This is a genomic window from Methanococcoides alaskense (genome assembly GCF_027594145.1).
In the GTDB taxonomy this organism is placed as follows: Archaea; Halobacteriota; Methanosarcinia; order Methanosarcinales; family Methanosarcinaceae; genus Methanococcoides; species Methanococcoides alaskense.
This window is the reverse complement of sequence record NZ_JAQFFK010000001.1, coordinates 598,784-623,865: the sequence shown is the minus strand read 5'-3', so window position 1 is coordinate 623,865 and position 25,082 is coordinate 598,784. Positions and strand designations below refer to the sequence as shown.

Below are 25,082 nucleotides of genomic sequence, written 5' to 3'. Positions count from 1 at the left end.
GATGATGTTGAACAAAGGATCACCTATCCTTCCTTTCTTTTTTTTGGTACTATTACTGTTAATACCCCCAGTTGCATCTGCAGAACAGACGGTTCTGGTACTGGAAATATCCGATTCGATCACACCTGTAGCAGATGATCTTGTGATAGATGCATTGCAGCTAGCAGAACAAAATGAATACGAAGCCCTTATTATCACCCTCAACACCCCTGGAGGAGGGGTTGATGAGACCCTCAAGATAATCGAAGCCATTGACAGTTCGGATATCCCGGTAATAGGCTATGTATATCCCGGAGGAACAAAAGCATGGTCCGCAGGGACACTTATCTTGATCGGAACAGACATTGCGGCAATGTCACCAAATACTATAATCGGTTCTGCCCAACCTGTATCAGTGTCACCTCAGGGTATAGAGCCCATAGAGGACGATAAGATAGTAAATGCACTCGTGGCCCTTGCAAAAACAAAAGCAAAACAGCACGGTCGCAATGAAACAACTGCAGAGAAGTTCATTACGGAAAATCTGAACCTGAATGATGAAGAAGCATTGGAAGCAGGAATTATCGAGTATGTTGCATCTGACATTGATGACCTTCTTGAGAAGGTGGATGGTCAGACGATCAAAGGAAAGGTGCTGAACACCAAAGGTGCTACCATTGAGAACTATAGACCGTCCCTGAGATTGAGCTTCATGGACATTATATCGGACCCGATCATTTCCTCACTTCTCATCATGCTCGGCATATACGGCATCGTAATAGGTATTTCTAATCCCGGAGCAGGTGCAGAGATATTTGGAGTCGTTGCAATATCGCTGGGCCTTGTAGGTATGGGATTCGATGTGAATATCGCAGCAATTTTCCTTATATTGCTCGGGGTGATACTGTTCGTTCTCGAATTACAGGCACCTGGATTCGGTATTTTTGGAATTGCCGGATTAGTATGCCTGATAGCCGGAAGTATCTTCCTGGTACCCATGGACTTCCCCAGATGGTACAGCCCCGCTGATGTACAGCGGTCGATGATAATCGCGATCGTGACACCCACAATAGTAATGGGCATCCTCTTTGTGTTCGTCTTCTATAAAGTGCTCGAGGTCAGACACAAAAAGCCGGTTATAGGCGAAGACCCTATCGGCGAGATGGCAAATGCCATAGAGGATATCAAAGCAGGAACAGAAGGTTTTGTCAAGTACAAAGGAGAATACTGGAAAGCAAAAGTAAAAGAGGATATCAGCGATGGAGATAGAGTGGAGATCACTGATGTACAGGGACCTCTCTTTACTGTTAAAAAAGTAGAAGAGGAGGGAGAGTGATACTCACTTTCCTCTTATCATTTCCATAACTTTTTTCTTTTTCTCTGAAGCTTCTTTTGCAGCTTTGTCGATCGCTTCTTTCATTTCTTCAAAGTCCCTGGGCTCTTCTTCTCCGATCATCTTCTTTATAGGAGTGTAAGCTGATTCCCTGAAACGAGGAGTGAAATCACAGACCTTGCCATCAATGACTATCTCGGCACCGCTGCCTTCCACGATCTCGCCGATGATATCGATATCAACACCAACATCCCTTACCACCTGAATTATCTGTTCCGCATATTCCGGCGGAGCGATCACAAGCAAAGCGTCCAAGGATACGCCAAGATAATCGATCTCCAGCTTTTCCAGCATGTCGAGGACCTTCGGATTGACAAGAGGACGCATCTTCGATTCATCAAAGACAAGTTTTACACCCGCAGTTCTTGAGATCTCCTTTGCATCACCACGAATACCGCCATTGGTCACATCGGTCATTGCATGGACGTGTTTGGTAAGACCTGAAGCAATCAGAGCCTCACATGCTTCCAGGAACTTGATGTTTATGGTTTCCTCAACTACATCGTGCATTTCATAATAGAGCGCTGCTGTGGAAACGGTCCCTCCGCCTGCACCTTCGCTCATCAATATGACATCTCCAACCTGTGTCTGTATACGGGAGGTCAGTTCAGTGGATGTACCTACCGCACCAACACCACCGGTCATACGCTCGCCGATGTCCATATCGCCACCAATTCGCAATGTACTTCCGGTAACAAGAGGGATACCAGTAAGTTCCGAGACTGTGGTTATGCCTGCAATGTGATCGAATATCTTTGCCACATCACCATCATCGGCAACGTGGATATCGGACAAGAGAGCAACCGGCCGGGAACCCATGGCATAGACATCACGCAGAGATGCACGGGCTACGTGGAAGCCTGCGAGGAAAGGAAAATCGCTCAATCGGGAATGAATACCATCTATTGTGACAATGATGTAACCATCGCCCTTTTCGTTCAGGACAGCTCCGGAATCATCGAGATGGGTAGTGTCCACCACTGCACTGGTCTTACCGATCACCTCAGCGATCTTTTCGTGTGCATAGAAATCTCCCAGTCCCCGGGAACCCACACCGAATTCACCCATGGTAACCCCTGAGACAGTTGATGTCAGCACATCCCCTTCAACATTCAAGGTCGCCTTTGCTTCCACTATCGCTGCTTTTGCAAGATTGCGTGCGTGTTTTTCAGATGTATTCTTGATCTCGAGTATCCTTTCTGTCAACTTGTCCTCAAGCCCGAGATCATTATTTCGAAGTCCTTTTCTTGCATAACCTTCTATATCCATAAAATCGCTCCTTATCAGCACATGTCTACAAAGTTCTTGAGCATTTTCAAACCAATATCGCCACTTTTTTCAGGATGGAACTGTGTCCCTATAACATTACCTGCCGAATTCACTACCGATGCAGCAAAGTATATCCCGTAATCACATGATGCAAGCGTGTGGGATGCGTCGGAATCAACATAATAGGAATGTACAAAATATACAAAAGCTCCACTGGAAACACCCTCATAGAAAGGATGGTCCTGTTCGATCGACAGGGAGTTCCAGCCCATTTGAGGGACCTTCAATTCTGATCGTGGGAACTTCACAACATTTCCCGGGACAAGGTCCAGTCCTTCTGTAAGACCCCCTTCCTCGGAACGGGTCATCAGCATTTGCATTCCCAGACATATACCGAGAACTGGCTTGCCTGATGCCACATAATCATGAATGGAACCCAAGAAAGGCACGATGTTCTTCATTGCATCGGAAAAGGCACCCACCCCGGGAAGAATGAGACCATCCGCAGTTTCAATGTCCGCAGGGTCCTTCGATATGAGCACTTCAGCACCTGCGTGTTCCAGCCCTTTCTGAACACTGCGGAGATTGCCAAGCCCATAATCAATTATCACAATTTTTTTCATGGGGATTACATACGGTTTTGGTACATCAATGTAACGCGATAATGGAGTACAGTATATAATTATTGGCATAATTATAAAAAAATGAATGGAAAGGGAGGAAGATTATATTCCCCCAATAGATTAGGTATTAAAATAGGAACAATAGGTTGAACACATTTGTTGTCAACCACTTGTAACCTTTTTCACGGATCATAATCTCAATAACCCACATTACATCGTCTTGTATGGCATATATTACTCTGTAATCTCCAACTCTTAGACGGTATAAGTCCTGTTTGCCCTTGATCCCTTTTAGTTTCTTAATATCAGACTTACTTGTGGTGGGCTCATTCGCAAATGACTTGAGTTCGGATACGATACGATCTCTTGTGCCAGAGTCAAGTTCCCGGAGAGATTTTGCTGCACTTTTGTGTATTTCAATACCGATCTTCATACATCTCACTCTAATTCATCAAGTGAGACAAACTGATCCTTTTCATCTAGTCGTGCATACATACGACCCATGAACAGGTCATAATCGGCAGTATCCATTAGACGCGCCAGAATATCACTATAAGTTTCACCTTTTGAACCATAGCTTTTCAGTCTATCCCTGATGTCAGTTGTTGTTGGAATAGTTGTTTTGGATTTGGAACTTCCGTGTACTATGTGTGTCATATTAGTTGCCCCACTAATTTATTTTGTTGTTTTTAATTTAATATATTAATTTGGATTAGTTTTATGCATCCATTTCTATTTTACTACTTGCATTTTATTGTAGCCACTTTCGTGCGTTATATTTTGTCAATTCGATTTTGTTTTAGCAACCAAATCCTAGTAACAATTTATTCCTAATAGATACATAGAAGTAAGAGTAGTTATAACTTGTTATGATTAGTTATAATAAGTTATAACTTAAACATAGCAAATCAAATGAAATTGAATAAAAGGATGCCAACAGATTTTATGAATACAAAATTAGAATTATCCTAAACTCAATGTCAAATGAATACTAAAAACCCAGCAAATGCCTTTACAAATTGCCAAGCCCATAATCAATTATCACTATTTGTTCATAGAAAGTACATACGGATTTGGTACATCGATTTAACGAATCGATATTTTCTATCAAAAATTATTTGCACTATTATGAAATATAGTTACACTTATATTTCTTTTTGCCTTTTAACCAAACCGTTAGGTGCCAAAATAATATCTAAGGTGATGGTGTGAAAAATAGAAAGAAGCTATTTAATGATGAGAGAGCTATAGAGCTCCCTATCAATATTGTGGTTATGTTGGTCGTAGGTATGGTGGCATTAGCAGCCCTTATTGCAATAATCCCACCTCCCACAAAGAACATGTCCGTGAACATCGATGAAGCTGGAATTCAGGGTAATTCACTGAGCTCAGGAAACACCATAATAGTAGATGCTGTCACTGCCAGAAACCCCCTTATAGTAATGGTAAAGATCACAGCGACCGACCCTGATGGGAATCCTGTGCGCAACGCCAACGCTGTCCTTCGCGGACTTGGCGGCGTAGCTACCAATACGACCGATATAAATGGTGAGACCCTGCTGGCAACGACCACTGCCCAGTTGCAGATGGGAGCGAATCAGAATGAAGGTACCATGGACCTCACCATAACTGCAAACGGTTTTTACGACTACGAGAAAAAGAATTCAGTGATGATCATTAAGACAAAATGATCTCACCCCTTTATTTCCGGGAATTATGTATCGTAAGAACATTATTCACAATGAGCAAGCAGCCATAGGTTTGCCCATACGAATGGTAGTGCTGACGATAATAGGGATGATAGGCTTTGCTGTTATCGTATCTGCCGTAATGAGCACACCAACGGCACCAAGACCAATGTATGCAACTGCTGATGCATATAGCATCTCACTGACCAACGGTACAGGAGATTCCGGTTATCTGAACATAACCATCTCTGACTTTGAAGGAAAAAGCATAGGTAATTCCAATGTGGTGATAAGAGACCCTTCCGGAACTGTTGCCGATGGCGCAATAACAGATGGTTTTGGTAATGCGAGAATGAAACTGACCAATATGTCAATGCCTGATGGAAAACAGGAAGACCACATATCCATAAAAGTGATGAGTGACGGATATATAGACCATCACAACGAGTACTTCATAAAGGTCATACGGGACTGATCAAGTGGGGCTTCTGTTGGCCATATAGAACTTGACCAACACTGCCATTGCAAGGATAATTCCCAGTCCCAGAGAAAAATAAGGAGACCGGAGAATATCCCATCTGTCTGCATATATCAGCCCGCCTGTAAGCAACAGCAGAGCTGCACCAACGATACCGGAAAGCTCAACCGGCATTTTGATGGAACCTATAGTGATCTTGTTGCGGTCATCTATTCGTGCCATCCTTTCATTTTGTTCAAGGATGGCAGAATCAAGTATTTCGGAGATGGTATCGATATCCGTGCGAATTGATACCTCGACCAGATCACGCAGTTCATTTATGTCCGATCTCAACATGCCAATATCTTCAACAACCTGCCGAAAATCCCCGGAAGCTTGTGTTTTTGGGGTTTCGAAAACCGTTCCTTCAACATCCTCGACCTTAACTTCCACCGACAAACGCCTTTCCACTGCACGGAGACGCTTTTCAAGACTTCTGACACTCTGGTCAAAGGACTCGACCCTCCCCTGCACATCTTCCTTTACAGTGCCCCCACTCATTAATATCACCAGCAAAGGCCTTCGTAGATTATATCCTGTTCCATTTCATCAGGATCGATCATCTTTCTGCCGTCAATGACAACTTTGTTCTTCATGCCACTGAACTCGTGATCGAGCTTTCTGAACTCGGTCCATTCCGTCATGATAAGGCAGGCATCCGCTCCATTAAGGGCCTCTTCAGCACTCTCACAATATGTGATGTCCTCAAAGATGGCTTTCATGTGCTCCGATGCCATTGGATCATAAGCGGCCACTAAAGCACCTTTCTCAAGAAGTTTGCGTATAATTGGAATTGAGCGGGATTCACGGATATCATCGGTATCGTTCTTAAAAGCCAGTCCGAGTACAGCTATACGTTTGTCTTTCACATCCCCCACATTCTCTTCGAGGAGTTCAAGCATCTGGATGGGCTGCAGATCATTTACTTCAACCACCGATTCAAGAAGAACAGGATAATAATCAAGTTCCTTTGCTTTTCCTATCAGAGCACGTACATCCTTAGGGAAACATGAGCCGCCAAAGCCTGCACCGGAATTCAGGAAATGTTCAGATATACGGAAATCTTTACCCACTGCGTTCATGACCTCATAGGTATCAATGCCAAGTCTTTTGCAGATATTGCCCACTTCATTGGAAAATGAGATCTTGGTGGCAAGGAAAGAATTGTTCACATATTTTATCATCTCAGCGGTCCGGGGATTCGTACGTGTGACCTCACATTCCAGATCACGATAAAGCTCCGAAACAAGAGAAATTGTACGCCCATCGATACCACCTATAACGATCTTATCAGGATTCATGAAATCATATACAGCCTTGCCTTCCCTCAAGAACTCGGGATTCATTGCCACACCAAAATCCTTCCCGGCAGTCTTACCGGAATGCTCCTCGAGAAGATGCAGCACAACATCCTCGGTGGTCCCGGGAACCACTGTGCTCTTGACAACCACGATATGGAAACCGTCTTTTTTTGCCATTGCCATTCCAAGACTTTTGCAAGCACTGCCAACGATAGAAAGATCGATGTTCCCGTGTTCGTTCGAAGGTGTGCCCACACAGATAAAGGATATATCCGAGTTCTGTATCGCATAATCGTAATCGGAAGTTGCAATAAGATTCTTCTCAGCATGCTTTTGCATCAGTCCTTCAAGCCCTTCTTCCCAAATTGGAGGAATGCCATCATTGATCATCTGCACTTTTTTTTCATCAATGTCGATACATATCACTTCGTGACCAAGCTCTGCAAAACATGCAGCTGACACTGAACCAACGTAACCTGAACCAATAATAGATACTTTCACAAAAAACACTCCTTAAATAGAAGAAATGTAAACGAATGTATATTAGTATATGGTTTTAAAAAAGAATCGAACAAAGCTTTTCTAATTCACAGAAGGAGCTGTACGGCCAATATCAATCCTATGGTGATGACACAAAAAATTACATCCTTTGCCCTTACCTTCGATCTGCGAATGAAAAGGTTGCTATTGTCATTGCTATAGCCCCTACAAAGCATGCCTATGTAAGTCCTTTCACCCTGCTCGTACGATTGTACGAAAAGGGAACTTATTGTATTGCCCACCTGCTCAAGTATCCATTTCCTCGGAGTGTTCTTGTTCCAGATATCGAAAAGGCGGGACTGTTGTGCCACACGTATCCTTTTGAGCACGCTCCAGAACACGAACAGATATCTCACCATCATGGTCAAAAGCAGGACGAATTCCTTTGGAACGCCAAGTCTTCTTGCAGACACTACAAAATCGCTCATTTTCATGGTAGATGAAAGAACAATGATAGAGGTCACGCAGACAAGGAACCTTGCCATCAGCGTTATTCCAAAATCGAGCCCTTCATAAGTGATGGCCAATCCTAACGGAAGGGAAGCCGGGTATACAGTGAACGTTTCAATGAAGGGTTGTCTTATAAAAGGCTGAAATACTGCCAGTCCGAAACCGAAAGGCAGAACCGCCAGTATCCTGACAAGAACATAGAAAAGATTGAGTTGGGCGATAATGATCAGAACAAAAAGATAGGACTCGAGCACAAGAAGTTTGATCATGTTGGAATCATCCAATCGCGGAAGAGCTGCTACATAGAATACGATACTGAGCAGAGCTAGGATCTTTATCCGCCCATCCAGCCTGTGAATTGGACTGTTCTTGTAAGATTCCCTTTCGATCTCTGTCAGGCCAATGCTCATATATCTTACTCCGAAGTGTGCATATCCATCACGCGAACGATCTCTTCTTTTGCATCCATCGGAGTGATCTGTATCTGCACATCGAGACCCTCTTTCTGTAGAAGCTCAAAGACCTCTGCTATTCGTGGCATACGCAAATGAGCTTTCTGAATAAGTGCATGATCTCTGAAGATCTCCTTAGGACTGCCTGTTGCCTGAATTTGACCATGGTCGATTATGCATATCCTGTCAGCAAATGCCGGAATAATATCAACATCATGTGTTGAGAGCACAACCGTCATACCAAGTTCACGGTTCATCTTTTCAATGATCGTCATGATCTGGGCTGCATTTAAGGGATCAAGTCCTGCAGTTGGCTCATCGAGGACAACCACTTCAGGCTGCATGGCAAGAACGCCTGCAATTGCAACCAGTTTCTTCTGACCCCCGCTCAAATGATGCGGAGCTCGCTTCTCGAACCCGGACAGATTGACCAGTTCAAGAGATGTCCTGATCCTTTCCTCGACCTCTTCTTCAGAAAGTCCCATATTGATAGGACCAAAGGCCACATCTTCCTCCACTGTTGGAGAAAATATCTGGTCATCAGGATTCTGGAAGACGATCCCAACTGTCTGCCTTGCTTTATAGATCGTTTTTTTGGAGATGGCTTCCCCTTTGATCAGTACAGCACCTGAAGAGGGCGAGATTATACCATTCAAATGCTTGAAGAGAGTGGATTTTCCAGCACCATTGGCCCCAAGAATAGCAATTTTCTCACCCGGATAGATGCTTAGATCGATCCCGTCAAGTGCCTTTACGTCACTGTGAGAATATTTGTAAGAAAGGTGATTCAGTTCTATAATAGGGTTTTCAGAAGCCATGATTACCTTCACCTGCTGCTTTTTTATCAGAGGCAGCAGTCAGCTGACAGGAAAAAGAGATGTTATTATTAATAAATTATGCCACAAACGTCATACTGGGCATTACAAATTTGAAGAGAGTTGCTCTGAATAGTGTTTTAATTTTTAGCTAGTAATAAGAAATGTATATTTCGTATTACCATTAAACTTATATATCTTACAATTAATTTCTCGAGTGTTACTTTAATATAATTACGTAACACTTCGGAGTACGTAATTTCCAATATTCGTAAGGAGGAAGATAATAATGCATATACCAGATTCATTTATGCCGCTTTCCCAGGCGCTTATCTACTGGGCAATAGCACTCCCATTCATCTTCATGTCCCTCAGATGGGCAAGAAGAGATATGGATGAAATGAAAATACCGATCCTTGCAGCATTGTCTGCAGGTATATTTGCCATTCAGGCGCTCAACATCCCAATTGGAATGGGGACCAGCGGCCACATGGTCGGTGCAGCTCTTGTAGCAATAATATTTGGAAGTCCGTTTGCAGGAGTGCTTGTTCTTACCCTTGTACTGTTAGTACAGGGAATTATATTTGCTGATGGTGGAATTACCGTAATGGGTGCTAACATACTCAACATGGGAGTGATCTCAGGATCTATCGGATACTATGGTTTTGTCGCACTCAGGAAAAGGAACATTGACATAAAGGCCTCAGCATTTATCGGTGCATGGCTCGGTCTTTTCATCTCATCCATTGCAGCAGCCATAGAAATGAGTCTCGCAGGTACATTTCCCCTTGTTCCGGGAATAGTTGCAATGGGAACATTCCACTTTGTGATAGGGATAATAGGAGAAGGTCTTATCACCGCCATCGCCATTGGTGCAATTGCAAAAGCACGTCCCGACCTTGTAGACGATAAGGCAGTGGAAGCTTCAAAGGAGGTTACGTTGTGAGCAATCCTAACATGAAACTACTGTACGTCGTACTTGCTCTCGCGATCCTGATATCCATACTCGCACCTTTCCTTGCATCATCCGATCCTGACGGATTGGAAAGTGCAGCTGAAAAGATCATAGGAGAAGAAAGGTTTACAGAACTGGAGGAAGCTGAAGCTGCTATTGATTCACCAATGCCGGATTATTCCATTGAAGGTAAGGGCAAGCTTGGAGAGATAATCGCAATATGCCTAGGTACCATAGGCATTCTGGCAATAAGCTTTGGCCTTGGAAAGATCATCAAAGCCTAATGTCAAAAAAGAAGGAAAATGAGGGAATATCCTCCTCTAACTCTTTTTAATTATATTACTTTAATAATAACCGGTTCTCCGGCATCCACTGCATCCAGGATATCCTCTGCAAGGGCAGAATTGCTACGGACCTTGACATCGCCATGTCGACTGACCGTTGCAGTGAAAAGATAGTCATCCCCTGTATAGATCTCAACATCCTGAGAAGCTATATCCGGGACGTTCAGTATAACATGTTTCTTCGTGTGTTCGACGGTAGGCCTATAGGACGATTCGATAGAACGGTCCTTATTGCCTTTTTTAAGGGATTTCTCATCAAGTTCACGCACATCGATATGAACTCCGACGATCTTCTCGATCTCATCGATGGTCACACCGCCTTTGCCTATGACCTTGGAGATCTCACTATCAAGGACCTTTACAACAGCACTTGTATCCGACAACATCTCGACATCGACCGGACCTTTGGCGTATCGCTGCACAACATCTTCGATCTCACCTTCTGCAAGACCCCATACAGGCTTACGGGCCACTGAGTCCGAAACCGGCATGACTACAACCTGTTCACCGAAAGTATATATCTCGAATTCAGGAGCAGATGTCTCAAAATCGGAGACCACTATGACAGGTCTTGCAAGATCGGCCTCAAGCATTCCTGATGGGACCTTTACAGTGAACTCAAGGGTCTGTACCTGAGCGACCTCACCTTTGTCGATGAAAATAACAGTATCTACGACCTGCGGAATAACACCAAGCTCAACTCTGCCAATGAGCCTTTGCACAGCATCTATGGCACGGTTTGCGTGTACAACACCGATCATACCCACGCCTGCAAGTCTCATATCTGCAAATATCTCAAAGTCGCGGGTCTTGCGAACCTCATCATAGATAGTATAGTCCGGCCTGACAAGCAACAACACATCAGCTGTATTTTCCATACTTCCTTCAAGCGGTGCATACTGGGTGATCTCATTTGGAACCTGCAGGTCTCTTGGAGATTCCATTGTCTTGACAACATAGTTATTTTCATGCAGGAATATAGCCACACCTGCACCAAAAGTGGATTTCCCAGCACCCGGTGGACCTGAAACCAGGATTCCACGTTGCGCCAGAATTCTTTCCTTTAGTTCATCACCAAGACGATATTCATCAAGACTTACTGATGCAACCGGACGAACTGCAGTTATCTCAACATCATCAGAGAACGGAGGATTTGCTATGGCTATTCGCATATCACGTATCTGAAGGACCGTTGCGCCTTTAAGGGACATCTCGATGAAAGACTCATCATCTGCCCTTGCACGTTCAAGCAGTTCCCTTGTTATTTGTTTGAGCTCATGGGAACTACAAGGAGTATCTCTTATTGTCACGAACTCGATGTTCCTGATGGAACCGCGTTTGGCCATTGGAGCGATCTTATGCTTTAAATGGACGGACATGGTGTCCTCAGTGAAAAAGTCCTCAATGAGCAAAGGCATTAATTCAGTCTTTCTCGGAGGAAGATATTCCACATCCATACCTTTTGCCACTGCTACATCATACTGCACTTTATCACCAGTCACAAAAGTAGCATCAAGATCTTCAGCACATGAACGGATGATAGCATCGATAGTACCTGCTTTTGCATACATCCTTTCTTCGGTAGTGGGTATTTTGCCTGTGAAGGACATGTATAACATACCCTCACGGGCCATCTCTTGAAGCTGTTTTAACTCGTCAAGCCCTTTGTTACCGATCTCAAGGCCACGGTTTGCCTGAGATTCCAGTTCTGCCACCATGGCTTCTGATATGAACAGTTCGATCCCTTCATACTCACCACTCTCGACCATCTCGGACAGGAGACCATCGATGATCACACTTGTATCAGGAACTATCCTGTAATTTTCTTCTTTTGCCATAAATAGAACTATCGATCAAAACTATTTAACACAACTGACACGAACAATGAAATATTAAAAAAAGGAAGGAATAGGACTTAAAAGGTTCATTAAAATATCAGTAAACGTCAGCCGGGTCGAAAACTTTCTCGCCTACAACATCTCCCTCGATGTTGCGGTAGAAGCAAGAACGATATCCAGTGTGACAAGCTCCACCTTCCTGAGAGACCTTAATGACAAGAGCATCCATGTCACAGTCAATGAGTAGCTCATGAACTTTCTGCATGTGCCCGGAACTTTCGCCTTTTTTCCAGAGCTTTTGTCTGCTGCGACTCCAGTAATGAGCAATTCCGGTCTCAATTGTCTTTTCCAGAGCTTCCCTGTTCATGAAAGCAAACATGAGCACTTCGCCTGTACCATTGTCCTGAGCTATTGCACCGATCAGACCATTTCCATCAAATTTGAGAGTATCAAGATCGATCATAGTAATCAATCATTAAAATATACTATAACTATAAAAACTAAGAGGAAACAATATGCTATGATAACAATAATGATGCCTGAATGAATTCGTCAGAATTATTTACTAAAGAAGATCACAGGATGAGTAAAATGGATTACAGCTTCAACGGCACTGAGGGATACCGCGTCCCAACTGGAGTAATGAGTTTGGACGTACAACTCGGAGGTGGGGTCCCACCGGGAACTACAATACTTGTTCTTGCGGAACCAGGTGCAAGCTCAGAGGTCTTTGCACAGCAATTCATTTATGGTGGTTTGGTAAACCAGGAAGAGGTCTATTATTTTTCTGCTGAACACCCGACTCAGGAGATAGTTGAAGATATGAATAATTTCGGGTGGAATATTGAAAAACAGATCGATGAAGGAAAAGTTGACTTTATTGATGCCTATACCACACGTTTTTCCAATATTTTACCAAATAAAAACTTCAGTGACCATTCAGCAAAAGATTTTTTGAAACTGAACACTGACGCCATGAACCTTCTTAAGTCGTCTGTTACAAAGGAAAGAAAGGGGCCATACAGAGGCGTTGTGGATTCTATTTCTTACTTCCTGAGATCCTATGAGCTCAACTCCGTCATTGAGGCTATTGAGATAATATCTTCAATAGGCAAACTTACAAAATCGGTCCAGCTCGTTATGATGACTGGCGGCATGCACGACCCGAAAGTCGAAAATAATCTAAAGAGCGTGTGTGACGGAGTTATAGAGTTTCGAATGAAGGAGCGTGGAAGTGAGATCGAGCGATCAATATTGATACGTAAGATGAGAGGAATGATACCCCCTGACAAGACGATTTCATATAATATCACTCACAAAGGAGTTGAACTGGAGACCACGACCAGAGTTCTCTAATCGTTTTTGGAAAAGATATCCTTAATATTTGCTAACAAAATGGTTGATAAAAATGAAAGATAACCTTGCTGAACTCCTAACAAATATATTTGCAACTTCAGGACACAGTGTTTCAGAATCAGACACTGTGGATCTGATCATCGAAAAAAATGGCACTAAGACCTACATTAAGTTGACAACACAACCTGATATTTCAGAGATAAATAGCTTTGCTGCTGTTGTAAAAGACAACATTGGGCTTTATGTAACTTTGGAAAAAATGAGTGCTGAAATGTGTGACTATGCAACACATATAGGACTCATAACGTGGGACCGCGATGAACTTGCCTTCCAAATCGGAAAAGCAGTAATTGCTGACCTAGAAGGAAATACCTCCGATCTGGAACTTGTTGCATATGATGTAAAGAAACACCATCATGAAGAACTTCCTGCTCAGACACCTGATATGAGCTCTTCATGTGAAGATACAGAAATATGGGATTCGAACAATGTTGAACCTGCTGCACCAGCAACTAACAAACCTGGATTCAACATATGGAGAACATCACCAGAGATGCAAAAAGCAGAAACAAACAACGATTTCATACAATATGAACACCCACAAAGAACGGCACAAGAATCAGCGCCAGCGCCAACCATGATGAAGGAGCCACAGAGCCAGATGCCTTTTACGCTAGATCTTCACACTGCACCTATAAAATTACAGAAGGATAGGGCTATTGCAATGGCAAGGTCCGATATAGGAATGCCGAAAGATGTGGTTCTGAAATTTGTCCCATATTGGAGATATGCATATGCAGTTAAAGCTGAACACCGGTTCAAGAACAAAGTTGTAGACATATCCGGGCAGGGGCAGGGTTGTCTGAATGCACTTAATGGGAACAGGGAACAGATCGAACTACAACAGGTAAATGATAGCATAACTTTGCCGGATGACAGTTATGAAATAAAGAGTCAGATGTTCGATCAGCAGGAAGCGGAAACTACCCTTTTGTCCGAGATAATAGAAGAATATACGAAGGATGTACGTTTCAGCAATGTTGTCAGGGAGGCCATGATATCCGAGCATAAGATATTCAAGCCTACAGCAGATGATATTCGTTTCAATATCGAGCTTGTATATGTCCCAATATGGGAAGTTAAAGGATCAAGGAACTCGATAGAGATAAATGCTTACACACAGAAGATCCTTACCGAACCGGTAGATGATGATGTGGAGTTTATATGATTGTTCGTTCGAGTGCGAACTTTTAAATATGACAACGTATATATAACGTTCAATGCATTTATTATTTTCATATATCAAAATGGAGTGAATTAAGAATGATCGAGATAACAGACGTTGCTGCAACCGAATTAAAAGCACTTCTTGAGGCTGAAGAGAAGAAGGATCACGCACTCAGGATATTTGTCGCTGGCATGGGATGTAGTGGCGTACAGTATGGAATGGCACTTGATGATGAGATCAAGGAAGATGATGTTACAGTAACAAGCAAGGATATCAAGATAGTAATGGGTCCTGACATCAGCGAACAGCTTGATGAAGCAACTGTAGATTATATTGACACCGATGGTGGCAAGGGATTCATTATTGACAATCCAACTGCAAATTCCGGATGCGGAAGCTGCGGTGGTAGCTGCCACTAATATTAGAACAAGGCATTTAATTTAGTAATGCAATCCTACGCGGTAACAATTAATAGGTGATCATATGATTCCAGGTATGGGCGGTCGGGGCATGAACCCGGCAAAAGTCAAGCAGATGATGAAGCAGATGGGCATCAACATCGATCAGATAGAAGGTGTTGAACAGGTCATCATCAGGACCGCAGATAAGGATATTGTGTTCAACGATGCAGACGTCAGTATCATGAACGCACAGGGTGTGGATACTTACCAAGTAGTTGGCACTCCTGAAGAGGTTCCGAGGGAAGTTGTCATTCCTGAAGATGACGTTAGACTTGTGGCTGAACAGACCGGCGTGTCCGAAGAAGCTGCACTTGAATCCCTTAAAAATGCGAACGGAGACTTGGCCGAGGCCATTCTCGCTCTTTCCTCATGAACCCTTAACGGGTTCCTGCTTTTTTTATTGCCCTCAAAACAGGACAGTATATTAAAACGTTATAGAATTATATTTATGCAGTGGCATCCATAGCTATCCCTGACATTGATATGAAGAGGAATAGAGATGAAAGATGACACCACGGACATCAACCGTGAACAATTAGCTACAAGGATTGGATTCTTGCTTGTTTCTGCAGGATGTGCCATTGGTCTTGGAAATATCTGGCGTTTCCCTTTCATTGTAGGAAAATACGGAGGTGCTGCCTTTGTTATTGTTTATTTTGTATTCCTCCTCATTCTCGAATTGCCGATATTGATAATGGAATTTGCCACTGGAAGAGCCGGAAGGCAAAATATTGCAGGGTCCTTGCGCAAGCTGGAGCCAAGTGGAAAAAGATGGCATTTATTCGGATATATCGCTATAATAGGAAATATTATCTTGCTTATGTTCTACACTACCGTTTCAGGGGGGAAATTTGCATACTTTTAATATGGTCAAAGGTAGTTTCATTTACCTCGGACCCTTGGAAATAGGGCTTTTCTTTGACCTGTTCATGGGTCGTACCCTGGAGATGATAATCTGGATGGCTTTGGTGGTCGGTCTTGGGACATTCATATGTTCAGCAGGATTGCAAAAAGGGGTTGAAAGGGCTTCCAAGGTGATGATGTCAGGGCTTTTCTTTATATTGATAATACTCGTACTTCGTTCTGTGACCCTTCCCGGTGCTGCCGAAGGGATCCGTTTTTATCTTGAACCGGATTTTTCGGTATTAAGCTGGCAAGGTATCTATGCCGCCATGACCCAGGCATTCTTCACTTTGAGCGTAGGTCGGGGGTATGACCACCTTCGGAAGTTATATCAACAATGATCATTACCTTACAGGAGAATCCCTAAGGATCACATTCCTTGATACTACATAGCCCTATGGCAGGCCTTATGATATTTCCGGCATGTTCTGCTTTCGGAATCGATATAGGATCAGGTCCCAGACTTCTCTTTGTAACATTACCTAACGTTTTCAATCAAATGCCTGCAGGTATTTTGTGGGGAACTCTCTTCTTCCTATTCCTTGCCTTTGCTTCAATGTCAACTATAATGGGTATCTCGGAGAATGTAATAGCTTTTTCAATGGACGAATGGGGATGGAAAAGAAAGAAAGCATCAATTATAAGCGGAGCTGCGATATTCATTTTATCCATACCATGTTGTCTTGGATTCGGACCATTGAGCTGGTATCAGCCTTTTGGAGAAGGAACATCCATCCTTGATCTGGAAGATTTCATATTTGCTAACAATAGGTGCACTTACACTGGTGCTTTTCTGCAGTTATAGTTTCGGAGGGGGATGGAACAATTTCATTAGGGAGGCTGATGTCGGAAAGGAGCTAAAGTTCCCTGGTTGGACAAGAAAATACATAAGGTACGTCCTTCCACTTGTAATAATCTTCATACTTGTCAGAGGATGGATAGGAACATTCTCATAAAAAAAGAAAAGAGGTCAGTATTCAAGTTCAAGGGACTTCAATACTGAGTGATACTCTTCCACAGACATCCTTGAGTATAATGCCCTTTTTACCACTTCACTAAGAGATGGATGGATATCCATTCCATTGACGATAGGACCGACATTGCTTCCAGGGGTGTTCATCACAGTTATTAATTGATGAATTAGAACTGATGCTTGCGGACCAATTATATGTGCCCCCAGGAGAGTTCTGCCTGAGCCGTCCAAAATGACCTTAACGAAATAACTGTCAAGATCCATTGCCATACCTTTTCCAGTGTCTTCGAACCTATGGAAACCAATGGAGATATTGTCTTTGCCATATTGCTCAATGGCTGCAGCTTCCCCAATGCCCACACCTGCCATCTCAGGATAGGAGAATATGGCATATGGAACTGTGTGATAGTCGGTTTTAATGTCCTCTTTCAAGACTGCGTTCTGATAGACCAGGGTGGATTCATAATTGCCAACATGTTTGAAAAGATAGTGACCGTTAGCATCGCCAAATGCCCACACGTTGGAACAAGTAGTTTCCAAATGATCGTTCACCTTTATCCAACTCCTTTCATCGACCTCGACACCTCCTTTTTCAGGATGGAGAATATCGGTATTGGGACTTCTGCCAGTGGCTACTAGTACTTCATCCACAAGAAGTTCCATTTCATCTCCTGAATTTCGGTCTTTTGCGATTATTTTCTTTTGTTTGCCTGAGGACTGAATCTCAGATACTTCATGGTCAGTGATTATATCGATATACTGTTCCATCTTTTTTCTTGCAAGTTCGCTTATTTCAGGTTCTTCATTGTCCACAATTCTTGGACTGCGACCGATGATAGTTACTTTTGAGCCCATTGCAGAGAAGAAATGGCTGTATTCAGCCGCTATATAACCGCCCCCGATAATCGCAAGGCTTTCCGGGAGGGTGGTCAGTTCCAGTACAGTATCACTGGTAAGATAGGAAATACCATCAAGACCTTTTACAGGAGGGATCATGGGCTTTGAACCTATGCTCAAGAAGATCATTTTTGATGTGATTTGCTCTTCTCCGACCTTTAGTACATAAGGTTCAATGAACTCCACAACTTCTTCATAATAGTCTAATTTCGGATCAGTTGAGAGTCCTTCGTGTATCATTTCAATATCTTCATCTATGCTGGACCGCATCCTATCCATTACAAATTTAAAATCGATCGAGCTTATTTCAGCATGGATACCAAAACGATCTGCTTTTCCGATCTCTCTGACAAGTTCTGCAGGATAAAGTAGCATTTTAGAAGGGATACAACCTCTCGTCAGACATATCCCCCCGGGTTTGTCCTTATCTATGATAGCAACTTTCATTTCAGGATAATCTTGCATTATCAAACTCACATAGTTCATACCCGAACCACTGCCAATAACAATTAGATCATATTCTTTCATTTCCACACCCCAACTTATGATAAGATGTTAGATTGTTTTTATTGTTATACTTGATGCTTTCAAAAAATAAAACATATCAGATAGACAAGGGAACCGATTTGCATTACCATTATTGTCCGTGCTCTTAACTTCAATACATGTTTTTTAGATTGATCACTAATTAGAGACAGTGAGATTAATAGATAAGATACAGCTATCGGGATGATCATCAAAAGAAAAATACTGTTCGAGTATAGACTTGGATGCAGGTTTACGAAATAGGGAAGCGGGTCAAGTAAGAAGATAGTTAAAAAAAAAAGAGGAGACGAATGATGCAAATCGGGGTGAATGAAAGGATGCTATTGTTCGGACATTATGTTCCAGATCTCCTGCCATATCTGAAATGTCTGCCATTATCTCAAAAGCGAGCCCTATCAGAAATGCTATTATAATGTAAAAGCCGATCAATGGCTCTATTATGTTATCAACTATGATAGTGCCGAACAATATTGTTGCCATGAAACAATATGCCATGGTTATATTTTTTAACAGGAGAACTTTCTTCAAGTGAGTGCTGTAGACTATTGCCAATAGGATATTGAAAGCTATGAATAGAGAGGGAAACAAGCCTAAGAACAATGATGTTAAGAATGCAAGGATGAAGCAAGCCATAGCAATATCGAAAGCTTTGCGCCTTGAAATAGTGCCCATCGCTATTGGCCTGTCTTGCCTATGATTGGCAATATCTATCTTGTGATCAAAATAATCATTTATGGAAAATGAACCCATGAATATAAAGAGAGATACAAATCCTGCTATTAAATATTTGAACTCGTTTCCGATAAGTTCAACTGAGAGGATGCCTGCGATGAGAACAGTAAATGTACCAAAGAGCGAATTGCCAAATCTGGTCAGAGCCAAATATGGCTGTAATTGTTCCATTATAGAGCTAATTCGGTCAGCTCCCTAATAGTTCATTAATCTTGAGGGTCACAAGGGACATTAGTTCCTCGAGAGTATTGCAATTGTTTATTTCACCAGATGAAATGAACAGATCGACCTTATTGCTATTTTCGAGATAAGCACAGGGAAATGATGATCCTTTTTCACTGTAAGTTTCATGGAATTCATCCTTATGAAAGAACTTTACAGGAATTCCAAGATCATCCACGAACGATCTCCATTCATCTTTGATTCCTGTATTACCATAGGTAATGGCACAAAGATTGCACCCATAAGTGGAAGGAGATACGACCTTGTGAACGTAGTCTTTCATTTCATTTATGAGACCGCTGTCTGCATTATACACAAATATAAGAGTATTTTCACTCATTCCTACACCCCAAAATAATCCCAGATGAAAATTGGCTTCAATGTGATATAACATTAATTGAACAAGCCAGGATACCAAATACTCCAGATAAGTTGGAACATGCATCCTTTAAGCTTTGATCAGTAGGGTGAACGAGGGATAAGATACAGATAATTAACAAAAAACAGAGTCACAACTATTGAGCTTAAGATCAGTCAAGAAAAGAATTGGATAGAGTGAGTATAGCAGCGATGTAGATTTCCCGAAGACTCTCGTACTTCAGTACAGTAAACAACGTGGGTAGACTTATCTTCTGTGTTCGGATGGGAACAGGAGTGGCCCTACCGCTATGGCCGCCATACTCATTCAAATTAACGGATTGTGATCATGTAGATCATATTACATATCAGATATCGCCTGGACAAAGCGAGACGGATGAGGCACGGATATTAGTAAATGCGGACTGAACACCTCGTTGCCTTGGTGCTTACATCCCATTCCTATCGATCCGGTCTTTTACCGGAACCCTTAAAGTGGTCTCTTTTTAGGTTAGATTTCGAGCTTAGATGCATTCAGCTCTTATTCCTTAGCGCGTAGCTGCTCGGCAGTGCCTTGTCAGACAACCGATCGACCAGTGGCGCCGTTGCTCTGTTCCTCTCGTACTAAAAGCAACTTACCCTCAGACCACATACACCTCTAGTAGATAGTAACCGACCTGTCTCACGACGGTCTAAACCCAGCTCACGATCTCCTTTAATAGGCGAACAACCTCACCCTTGGCTGCTGCTGCACAGCCAGGATGGAAAGAACCGACATCGAGGTAGCAAGCTGCCGGGTCGATATGTGCTCTTGCCGGCAACGACTCAATTATCCCCGGGGTAACTTTTCTGTCATCTTTAGCCCGCACCAAGCGGGACATAAAGGTTCGCTAGAACCGACTTTCGTCTCGTGATCCACTACTGTGCTGAATCACGTCAGGCTAACTTATGCTCTTGCACTCTTCAGTAGGTTTCCGACCCACTTGAGTTAACCATTGCGCGCCCTTGATATCTTTTCAAGGGCGTCCCGCCCCAGGCAAACTGCCCACCTATCGGGGTCCTCCTCACGGAGTGAGGGTCGTAATCTTGGAAGGGTAGTGTCCCAATTGTGACTCCACCGATGCTGGCGCACCGGTTTCGACGTCTCCTACCTACACTGTACATCCAAAATCACAACCCAGCGACAGGCTGCAGTAAAGCTCCACGGGGTCTTCACTTCCCCCTAGAGGTCTCTAGACTCTGCACTAGAATGTAAGCTTCACCGGACTCTGGCTAGGGACAGTAGAACTCTCATTGATCCATTCATGCAAGTCGCCAATTAAGCGACAAGGTACTACGCTACCTTAAGAGGGTCATAGTTACCCCCGCTGTTTACAGGCCCTTCTTTCCGTTGAACCGAAGTTTCAGGTACCTGCACTGAGCAGGATTCAGAGATCGTACTAGCCCTTACGGGTTTGCGATCTCCTATGTTGATATTAGACAGTTAGAGTTCCCTGGTCACTGCGACCTGCCGTCTTCACGGCAGGCACTCCTTCTCCCGAAGTTACGGAGCCAATTTGCCGAATTCCCTTAGCCAAATTATTCCGACACGCCTAAGCCTTTTCAGCTAGGGGCACCTGTGTCAGATCTCGGTACGGATATTCAACTCCCTTTTCACGGGTTCCGGGGTGCAGCCGACTTTCGTCATAACATATTCGTCCGCTTCTCGCCATTACGGCTCTCCACAGATTTAGATGCTTAAACGGCGCGACAGCGCCGCTCAGCCTGCCCCAAAACGTCAGTTTTATTGTTGAATAGTACAGGAATATTAACCTGTTTCCCTTTTGATGTACTCGAATTACGGTACAACTTAGGACCGACTAACCCTCGGCTGACGATCATTGCCGAGGAAACCTAGCCCCTTCGGCGGTTAGGATTCTCACCTAACTATGCTGCTACTATTACCAGGATTTTCGTTTCCGCTCGGTCCACAGGACTTCACAGCCCTGCTTCTACCCAAACGCAACGCCTTCCTACGAGATTACCTTACGGTACTCCGTGGTATCGGTGGTCGACTTGAGCCCCGTCCATTTTCGGGGCCCCAAACCTCGACTGGTGGGCTGTTACGCACTCTTTAAAGGATAGCTGCTTCTAAGCTAACCTTCCAGCTGTCTAGGGCTTGGGACGCCCTTTAGTATTAACACTTAGTCGACACTTAGGGACCTTAACCACGGGCTGGGTTGTCTCCCTTACGGACTACAGGCTTACCCCAGTAGTCCGGACTCCAACTTTCTACGACGACGGTGGGTTTGGAGTTTGACAGACGGATGAGGGATTTCTCCCCCAGGACCATCAATCAGTGCTCTACTCCACCGACTATCTCCAGTTAGGTCATGCTACGACATGTTTCGGAAGGAACCAGCTGATGCCGGGTTAGATTAGCCTTTCACTCCGAGACGCAGGTCACACGAATGATTTGCAGATCAATACCGCTTGCGGTCCTCCACGTAGCTTTCGCCACGCTTCAACCTGCCCACGCCTAGATCACCCGGCTTCGGGTCGTAACTTAGTGACTCCACGCACTTGTATACGCCGCGTCTCACCCGAAGGTTGCACGCATGTTGCTTTCGCTTCGGCTTCCCAGATAAAAGGTTAGCCATCGCCACTTAGTTACACTCCCTGGCCCGTTCTTCAAAACGTATGATATGACATCGGCATTGGAACTCGTACTACAACCTCGCGGTTGATTCCTTCGATCCAAAGATCCTTTCATGCCATATCGCTCCATCACCATCAGGTTTCAGGCACTTTTAACCTCCCTTTTGGGGGTACTTTTCAGTTTTCGGTCACCCTACTATTTCGCTATCGGTCTCAAGACGTATTTAGTTTTGGAAGTTGGTGCCTCCCAAATTCTCGCGTGATTTCCAACACACGATACTCAGGAACATTTCCAATTCCTCTTTTCATTGCTTACGTGACTATCACACTCTATGGTCTAACGTTCCAGAAAAGTTCAGCTAAGAAAAGATAGGAATCTTAGAAAGTTCCTATAACACCACATCTCCCTCACATTACTGGAGGGATTCAGTTTGAACTGTGCCGTGTTCATTCGCCATTACTAACGGCATCTCTTCGATTTCTCTTCCTGCCCCTACTAAGATGTTTCAATTCGGGGCGTTCCCGATCATTACTGATCAGCACAAATGTGCTAAGAGGTCTCATTAGGAAATCCCAGGTTCATAGGTTCCATGCACCTACCCTGGGCTTATCGCAGCTTGGCACGTCCTTCATCAGCGCTTGAGCCGAGCCATCCACCTGACGGCATAATTACCAGAGTCCATCTCACTTTGTCCAGTGAGCGTCTGATATGTAATATTTATACATGATCTCATCGTACTTGATATGGGGTATCAGGCACTTCCATCCTTCCCGGGCAACATTACTTGCCTGGTGCACTTGATGATTGTGAATCGTAAATGATCCAATGGACGTGTAGGGATTCGAACCCTAGGCCTCCGCCTTGCAAAGGCGGCGATCTTCCAACTGATCTACACGCCCTAACGAACTGTGTTTTATTGAAAGTGGTTTGTTGAATTTGGCAGTTTATCGATTTCTGACTGATAGCGGTGATCCGCTTTATGCGGATCTTGCTTAGGAGGTGATCCAGCCGCAGATTCCCCTACGGCTACCTTGTTACGACTTAACCCCCCTTGCGAAATTTAGGTTCGAACACGGCACTAAGTCCGTGCCCTCACCCATACCTCACTCGGGTGGTTTGACGGGCGGTGTGTGCAAGGAGCAGGGACGTATTCACCGCGCTATGTTGAAACGCGATTACTACGGATTCCAGCTTCACGAGGACGAGTTACAGTCCTCGATTCGAACTACGGTTGGGTTTAAGAGATTACCATCACCTTTCGGTGTAGGGACCCATTGTCCCAACCATTGTAGCCCGCGTGTAGCCCGGGAGATTCGGGGCATACTGACCTACCGTAGCCCGCACCTTCCTCTGGTTTAGCACCAGCGGTCCCCACAGAGTACCCATCATCCCGAAGGACATGCTGGCAACAGTGGGCACGGGTCTCGCTCGTTGCCTGACTTAACAGGATGCTTCACAGTACGAACTGACGACGGCCATGCACCTCCTCTCAGCGATTCAGGTAAAGTCTTTAGCTTGACCTACATTTTGCTGTCGCCCCCGGTGAGTTTTCCGGCGTTGAGTCCAATTAAACCGCAGGCTCCACCCGTTGTAGTGCTCCCCCGCCAATTCCTTTAAGTTTCAGCCTTGCGGCCGTACTTCCCAGGTGGTTCGCTTCACGGCTTCCCTACGGCACCAGAAGCGGTCGCACCGCCCCTGACACCTAGCGAACATCGTTTACGGCTGGGACTACCCGGGTATCTAATCCGGTTCGTGCCCCCAGCTTTCGTCCCTCACCGTCGGACCCGTTCTGGTAAGACGCCTTCGCCACTGGTGGTCCCACAGGGATTACAAGATTTCACTCCTACCCCTGTAGTACCTCTTACCTCTCCCGGTCCCAAGTCTGACAGTATTCCCCGGAAGCCTAACAGTTGAGCTGTCAGATTTCCCGAAGAACTGATCAAACCGGCTACGGACCCTTTAGACCCAATAAAAGTGATTACCACTCGGGCCGCCGGTGTTACCGCGGCGGCTGGCACCGGTCTTGCCCGGCCCTTGCTAACACATGCCGTTTACACATGTGGACAGCCAACATAAATGCTGGCACTCGGTGTCCCCTTATCGCGGTTTCCCGCATTGTAAAGTTTTCGCGCCTGCTGCGCCCCGTAGGGCCTGGATTCATGTCTCAGAATCCATCTCTGGGCTCTTGCTCTCACAACCCATATCCGTCGTAGGCTAGTAGGTACGTTACACCCACTACAACCTGATAGACCGCAGATCCATCCTTAGGCAACCGAGGTCTTTTGGCCAAAAAGCATTCCAGCATATTTGACCTATTCGGAATTATCTCCAGTTTCCCGGAGTTATGCCGAACCTAAGGGCAGGTTATCCACGTGTTACTGAGCAGTCCGCCATGTTCACGAAGAACATTTGACTCGCATGGCTTAGTCGAACACCGATAGCAGTAACCTCTGGCAGGATCAACCAGAGTTTGTTGTTAAAGCACACTTAATATGGAAGTTAAACTTAAAAATTGTCGGAAAAGAACACTCTAAAGTGAATTAGAGAGTTACTTATTCATGCACAATTTCGATTAGTTCTCGATAGATAGATTTACACTATCAGT

Annotated in this window: 25 protein-coding genes, 1 tRNA gene and 3 rRNA genes; 12 read left to right on the top strand and 17 right to left on the bottom strand. The window is 44.2% G+C overall.

Going from position 1 to position 25,082, the window contains the following annotated elements:
• The first annotated feature begins 1 nt into the window (after position 1).
• The gene (locus PBV53_RS02960; protein ID WP_270095666.1) at positions 2–1,315 is read left to right on the top strand and encodes an NfeD family protein; all 1,314 of its coding nucleotides are present in this window, start codon (positions 2–4) and stop codon (positions 1,313–1,315) included.
• Positions 1,316–1,318: 3 nt separating this feature from the next.
• Here PBV53_RS02960 and PBV53_RS02955 read toward each other — a convergent pair whose 3' ends face one another.
• From PBV53_RS02955 to PBV53_RS02940, 4 genes are all read right to left on the bottom strand, one after another.
• On the bottom strand, positions 1,319–2,641 hold the full coding sequence (locus tag PBV53_RS02955; protein WP_270095665.1) for an AIR synthase-related protein: 1,323 nt from the start codon (positions 2,639–2,641) through the stop codon (positions 1,319–1,321).
• Positions 2,642–2,655: 14 nt separating this feature from the next.
• Positions 2,656–3,264, bottom strand: coding sequence for an imidazole glycerol phosphate synthase subunit HisH (hisH, locus tag PBV53_RS02950; RefSeq protein ID WP_270095664.1), 609 nt, complete (start codon positions 3,262–3,264; stop codon positions 2,656–2,658).
• Positions 3,265–3,391: 127 nt separating this feature from the next.
• Positions 3,392–3,697, bottom strand: a complete 306-nt coding sequence (locus tag PBV53_RS02945) for a type II toxin-antitoxin system RelE family toxin (RefSeq protein ID WP_270095663.1) — start codon at positions 3,695–3,697, stop codon at positions 3,392–3,394.
• Between the two features lie 5 nt (positions 3,698–3,702).
• A complete protein-coding gene (locus tag PBV53_RS02940) occupies positions 3,703–3,921 on the bottom strand; it encodes a hypothetical protein (protein WP_270095662.1) in 219 nt (72 codons plus the stop codon).
• A gap of 551 nt (positions 3,922–4,472) precedes the next feature.
• On the opposite strand from PBV53_RS02940, the gene PBV53_RS02935 reads away from it, so the two are divergent.
• Together PBV53_RS02935 and PBV53_RS02930 are read left to right on the top strand one after the other, a co-directional pair.
• Positions 4,473–4,955, top strand: a complete 483-nt coding sequence (locus PBV53_RS02935; RefSeq protein ID WP_270095661.1) for a carboxypeptidase regulatory-like domain-containing protein — start codon at positions 4,473–4,475, stop codon at positions 4,953–4,955.
• A gap of 25 nt (positions 4,956–4,980) precedes the next feature.
• Positions 4,981–5,427 (top strand): carboxypeptidase regulatory-like domain-containing protein, encoded by a 447-nt coding sequence (locus PBV53_RS02930; RefSeq protein WP_270095660.1) that lies wholly within the window; start codon positions 4,981–4,983, stop codon positions 5,425–5,427.
• Here PBV53_RS02930 and PBV53_RS02925 read toward each other — a convergent pair whose 3' ends face one another.
• From PBV53_RS02925 to PBV53_RS02910, 4 genes are all read right to left on the bottom strand, one after another.
• The gene (locus PBV53_RS02925) at positions 5,428–5,970 is read right to left on the bottom strand and encodes a hypothetical protein (protein WP_270095659.1); all 543 of its coding nucleotides are present in this window, start codon (positions 5,968–5,970) and stop codon (positions 5,428–5,430) included.
• A gap of 5 nt (positions 5,971–5,975) precedes the next feature.
• Positions 5,976–7,271, bottom strand: coding sequence for a UDP-glucose dehydrogenase family protein (locus PBV53_RS02920; RefSeq protein WP_270095658.1), 1,296 nt, complete (start codon positions 7,269–7,271; stop codon positions 5,976–5,978).
• An 86-nt stretch (positions 7,272–7,357) separates the two neighbouring features.
• On the bottom strand, positions 7,358–8,170 hold the full coding sequence (gene cbiQ / locus PBV53_RS02915) for a cobalt ECF transporter T component CbiQ (RefSeq protein WP_270095657.1): 813 nt from the start codon (positions 8,168–8,170) through the stop codon (positions 7,358–7,360).
• A gap of 5 nt (positions 8,171–8,175) precedes the next feature.
• A complete protein-coding gene (locus PBV53_RS02910) occupies positions 8,176–9,030 on the bottom strand; it encodes an energy-coupling factor ABC transporter ATP-binding protein (RefSeq protein WP_270095656.1) in 855 nt (284 codons plus the stop codon).
• Between the two features lie 286 nt (positions 9,031–9,316).
• Here PBV53_RS02910 and cbiM point away from each other — a divergent pair, with 286 nt between their 5' ends.
• Together cbiM and PBV53_RS02900 are read left to right on the top strand one after the other, a co-directional pair.
• Positions 9,317–9,973: a cobalt transporter CbiM gene (gene cbiM / locus PBV53_RS02905; RefSeq protein ID WP_270095655.1), complete on the top strand. Its 657-nt coding sequence runs from the start codon at positions 9,317–9,319 to the stop codon at positions 9,971–9,973.
• A complete protein-coding gene (locus PBV53_RS02900; RefSeq protein WP_270095654.1) occupies positions 9,970–10,266 on the top strand; it encodes a PDGLE domain-containing protein in 297 nt (98 codons plus the stop codon). The genes cbiM and PBV53_RS02900 overlap by 4 nt, the downstream gene beginning before the upstream one ends.
• 50 nt (positions 10,267–10,316) lie before the next feature.
• Here PBV53_RS02900 and PBV53_RS02895 read toward each other — a convergent pair whose 3' ends face one another.
• The gene (locus PBV53_RS02895; RefSeq protein WP_270095653.1) at positions 10,317–12,164 is read right to left on the bottom strand and encodes a PINc/VapC family ATPase; all 1,848 of its coding nucleotides are present in this window, start codon (positions 12,162–12,164) and stop codon (positions 10,317–10,319) included.
• Between the two features lie 97 nt (positions 12,165–12,261).
• Positions 12,262–12,627 carry a phosphoribosyl-AMP cyclohydrolase gene (gene hisI, locus PBV53_RS02890; RefSeq protein ID WP_172366856.1) on the bottom strand — a complete coding sequence of 122 codons (366 nt, stop codon included), beginning with the start codon at positions 12,625–12,627 and terminating at the stop codon, positions 12,262–12,264.
• 119 nt (positions 12,628–12,746) lie between these two features.
• On the opposite strand from hisI, the gene PBV53_RS02885 reads away from it, so the two are divergent.
• The 7 genes from PBV53_RS02885 (at position 12,747) to PBV53_RS02855 (ending at position 16,917) form a co-directional block, all read left to right on the top strand.
• A complete protein-coding gene (locus PBV53_RS02885; protein WP_270095652.1) occupies positions 12,747–13,520 on the top strand; it encodes an RAD55 family ATPase in 774 nt (257 codons plus the stop codon).
• Between the two features lie 52 nt (positions 13,521–13,572).
• Positions 13,573–14,748: a hypothetical protein gene (locus PBV53_RS02880; RefSeq protein ID WP_270095651.1), complete on the top strand. Its 1,176-nt coding sequence runs from the start codon at positions 13,573–13,575 to the stop codon at positions 14,746–14,748.
• A 95-nt stretch (positions 14,749–14,843) separates the two neighbouring features.
• Positions 14,844–15,167, top strand: coding sequence for a HesB/IscA family protein (locus PBV53_RS02875; protein ID WP_270095650.1), 324 nt, complete (start codon positions 14,844–14,846; stop codon positions 15,165–15,167).
• A gap of 64 nt (positions 15,168–15,231) precedes the next feature.
• Positions 15,232–15,582, top strand: coding sequence for a nascent polypeptide-associated complex protein (locus tag PBV53_RS02870; protein ID WP_250869061.1), 351 nt, complete (start codon positions 15,232–15,234; stop codon positions 15,580–15,582).
• Positions 15,583–15,708: 126 nt separating this feature from the next.
• A complete protein-coding gene (locus PBV53_RS02865; protein ID WP_270095649.1) occupies positions 15,709–16,074 on the top strand; it encodes an SLC5/6 family protein in 366 nt (121 codons plus the stop codon).
• A complete protein-coding gene (locus PBV53_RS02860; protein WP_270095648.1) occupies positions 16,061–16,453 on the top strand; it encodes an SLC5/6 family protein in 393 nt (130 codons plus the stop codon). Before PBV53_RS02865 ends, PBV53_RS02860 begins: the two co-directional genes overlap by 14 nt.
• A 68-nt stretch (positions 16,454–16,521) precedes the next feature.
• The gene (locus tag PBV53_RS02855; protein ID WP_270095647.1) at positions 16,522–16,917 is read left to right on the top strand and encodes an SLC5/6 family protein; all 396 of its coding nucleotides are present in this window, start codon (positions 16,522–16,524) and stop codon (positions 16,915–16,917) included.
• A 165-nt stretch (positions 16,918–17,082) separates the two neighbouring features.
• Here the strand turns inward: PBV53_RS02855 and PBV53_RS02850 are convergent, their stop codons facing one another.
• The 7 genes from PBV53_RS02850 to PBV53_RS02820 form a co-directional block, all read right to left on the bottom strand.
• Positions 17,083–18,510 (bottom strand): dihydrolipoyl dehydrogenase, encoded by a 1,428-nt coding sequence (locus PBV53_RS02850; RefSeq protein ID WP_270095646.1) that lies wholly within the window; start codon positions 18,508–18,510, stop codon positions 17,083–17,085.
• 270 nt (positions 18,511–18,780) lie between these two features.
• A complete protein-coding gene (locus tag PBV53_RS02845) occupies positions 18,781–19,431 on the bottom strand; it encodes a UbiA family prenyltransferase (protein ID WP_270095645.1) in 651 nt (216 codons plus the stop codon).
• Positions 19,432–19,447: 16 nt separating this feature from the next.
• Complete coding sequence (locus PBV53_RS02840) at positions 19,448–19,822, bottom strand: hypothetical protein (RefSeq protein WP_270095644.1); 375 nt, start codon at positions 19,820–19,822, stop codon at positions 19,448–19,450.
• 219 nt (positions 19,823–20,041) lie between these two features.
• Positions 20,042–20,162, bottom strand: a 5S ribosomal RNA gene (gene rrf / locus PBV53_RS02835).
• 69 nt (positions 20,163–20,231) lie between these two features.
• Positions 20,232–23,157, bottom strand: a 23S ribosomal RNA gene (locus PBV53_RS02830).
• Positions 23,158–23,303: 146 nt separating this feature from the next.
• A tRNA-Ala gene (locus tag PBV53_RS02825) sits at positions 23,304–23,376 on the bottom strand.
• A 95-nt stretch (positions 23,377–23,471) separates the two neighbouring features.
• A 16S ribosomal RNA gene (locus PBV53_RS02820) occupies positions 23,472–24,947 on the bottom strand.
• The 16S, 23S and 5S rRNA genes sit together here with 1 tRNA gene alongside, the layout of an rRNA operon.
• Between the last annotated feature and the right edge of the window lie 135 nt (positions 24,948–25,082).

Bases quoted from the DNA above. Each gene is read 5' to 3' on its own strand.
- PBV53_RS02925 (WP_270095659.1), bottom strand. From the start codon at position 5,970: ATGAGTGGGGGCACTGTAAAGGAAGATGTGCAGGGGAGGGTCGAGTCC.
- PBV53_RS02885 (WP_270095652.1), top strand. From the start codon at position 12,747: ATGAGTAAAATGGATTACAGCTTCAACGGCACTGAGGGATACCGCGTC.
- PBV53_RS02960 (WP_270095666.1), top strand. From the start codon at position 2: ATGATGTTGAACAAAGGATCACCTATCCTTCCTTTCTTTTTTTTGGTA.
- hisH (WP_270095664.1), bottom strand. From the start codon at position 3,264: ATGAAAAAAATTGTGATAATTGATTATGGGCTTGGCAATCTCCGCAGT.
- PBV53_RS02895 (WP_270095653.1), bottom strand. From the start codon at position 12,164: ATGGCAAAAGAAGAAAATTACAGGATAGTTCCTGATACAAGTGTGATC.
- PBV53_RS02865 (WP_270095649.1), top strand. From the start codon at position 15,709: ATGAAAGATGACACCACGGACATCAACCGTGAACAATTAGCTACAAGG.
- cbiM (WP_270095655.1), top strand. From the start codon at position 9,317: ATGCATATACCAGATTCATTTATGCCGCTTTCCCAGGCGCTTATCTAC.
- PBV53_RS02840 (WP_270095644.1), bottom strand. From the start codon at position 19,822: ATGAGTGAAAATACTCTTATATTTGTGTATAATGCAGACAGCGGTCTC.
- PBV53_RS02875 (WP_270095650.1), top strand. From the start codon at position 14,844: ATGATCGAGATAACAGACGTTGCTGCAACCGAATTAAAAGCACTTCTT.
- PBV53_RS02850 (WP_270095646.1), bottom strand. From the start codon at position 18,510: ATGAAAGAATATGATCTAATTGTTATTGGCAGTGGTTCGGGTATGAAC.
- PBV53_RS02870 (WP_250869061.1), top strand. From the start codon at position 15,232: ATGATTCCAGGTATGGGCGGTCGGGGCATGAACCCGGCAAAAGTCAAG.
- PBV53_RS02880 (WP_270095651.1), top strand. From the start codon at position 13,573: ATGAAAGATAACCTTGCTGAACTCCTAACAAATATATTTGCAACTTCA.
- PBV53_RS02945 (WP_270095663.1), bottom strand. From the start codon at position 3,697: ATGAAGATCGGTATTGAAATACACAAAAGTGCAGCAAAATCTCTCCGG.
- PBV53_RS02855 (WP_270095647.1), top strand. From the start codon at position 16,522: ATGATATTTCCGGCATGTTCTGCTTTCGGAATCGATATAGGATCAGGT.
- hisI (WP_172366856.1), bottom strand. From the start codon at position 12,627: ATGATCGATCTTGATACTCTCAAATTTGATGGAAATGGTCTGATCGGT.
- PBV53_RS02955 (WP_270095665.1), bottom strand. From the start codon at position 2,641: ATGGATATAGAAGGTTATGCAAGAAAAGGACTTCGAAATAATGATCTC.
- PBV53_RS02910 (WP_270095656.1), bottom strand. From the start codon at position 9,030: ATGGCTTCTGAAAACCCTATTATAGAACTGAATCACCTTTCTTACAAA.
- cbiQ (WP_270095657.1), bottom strand. From the start codon at position 8,170: ATGAGCATTGGCCTGACAGAGATCGAAAGGGAATCTTACAAGAACAGT.
- PBV53_RS02845 (WP_270095645.1), bottom strand. From the start codon at position 19,431: ATGGAACAATTACAGCCATATTTGGCTCTGACCAGATTTGGCAATTCG.
- PBV53_RS02930 (WP_270095660.1), top strand. From the start codon at position 4,981: ATGTATCGTAAGAACATTATTCACAATGAGCAAGCAGCCATAGGTTTG.
- PBV53_RS02940 (WP_270095662.1), bottom strand. From the start codon at position 3,921: ATGACACACATAGTACACGGAAGTTCCAAATCCAAAACAACTATTCCA.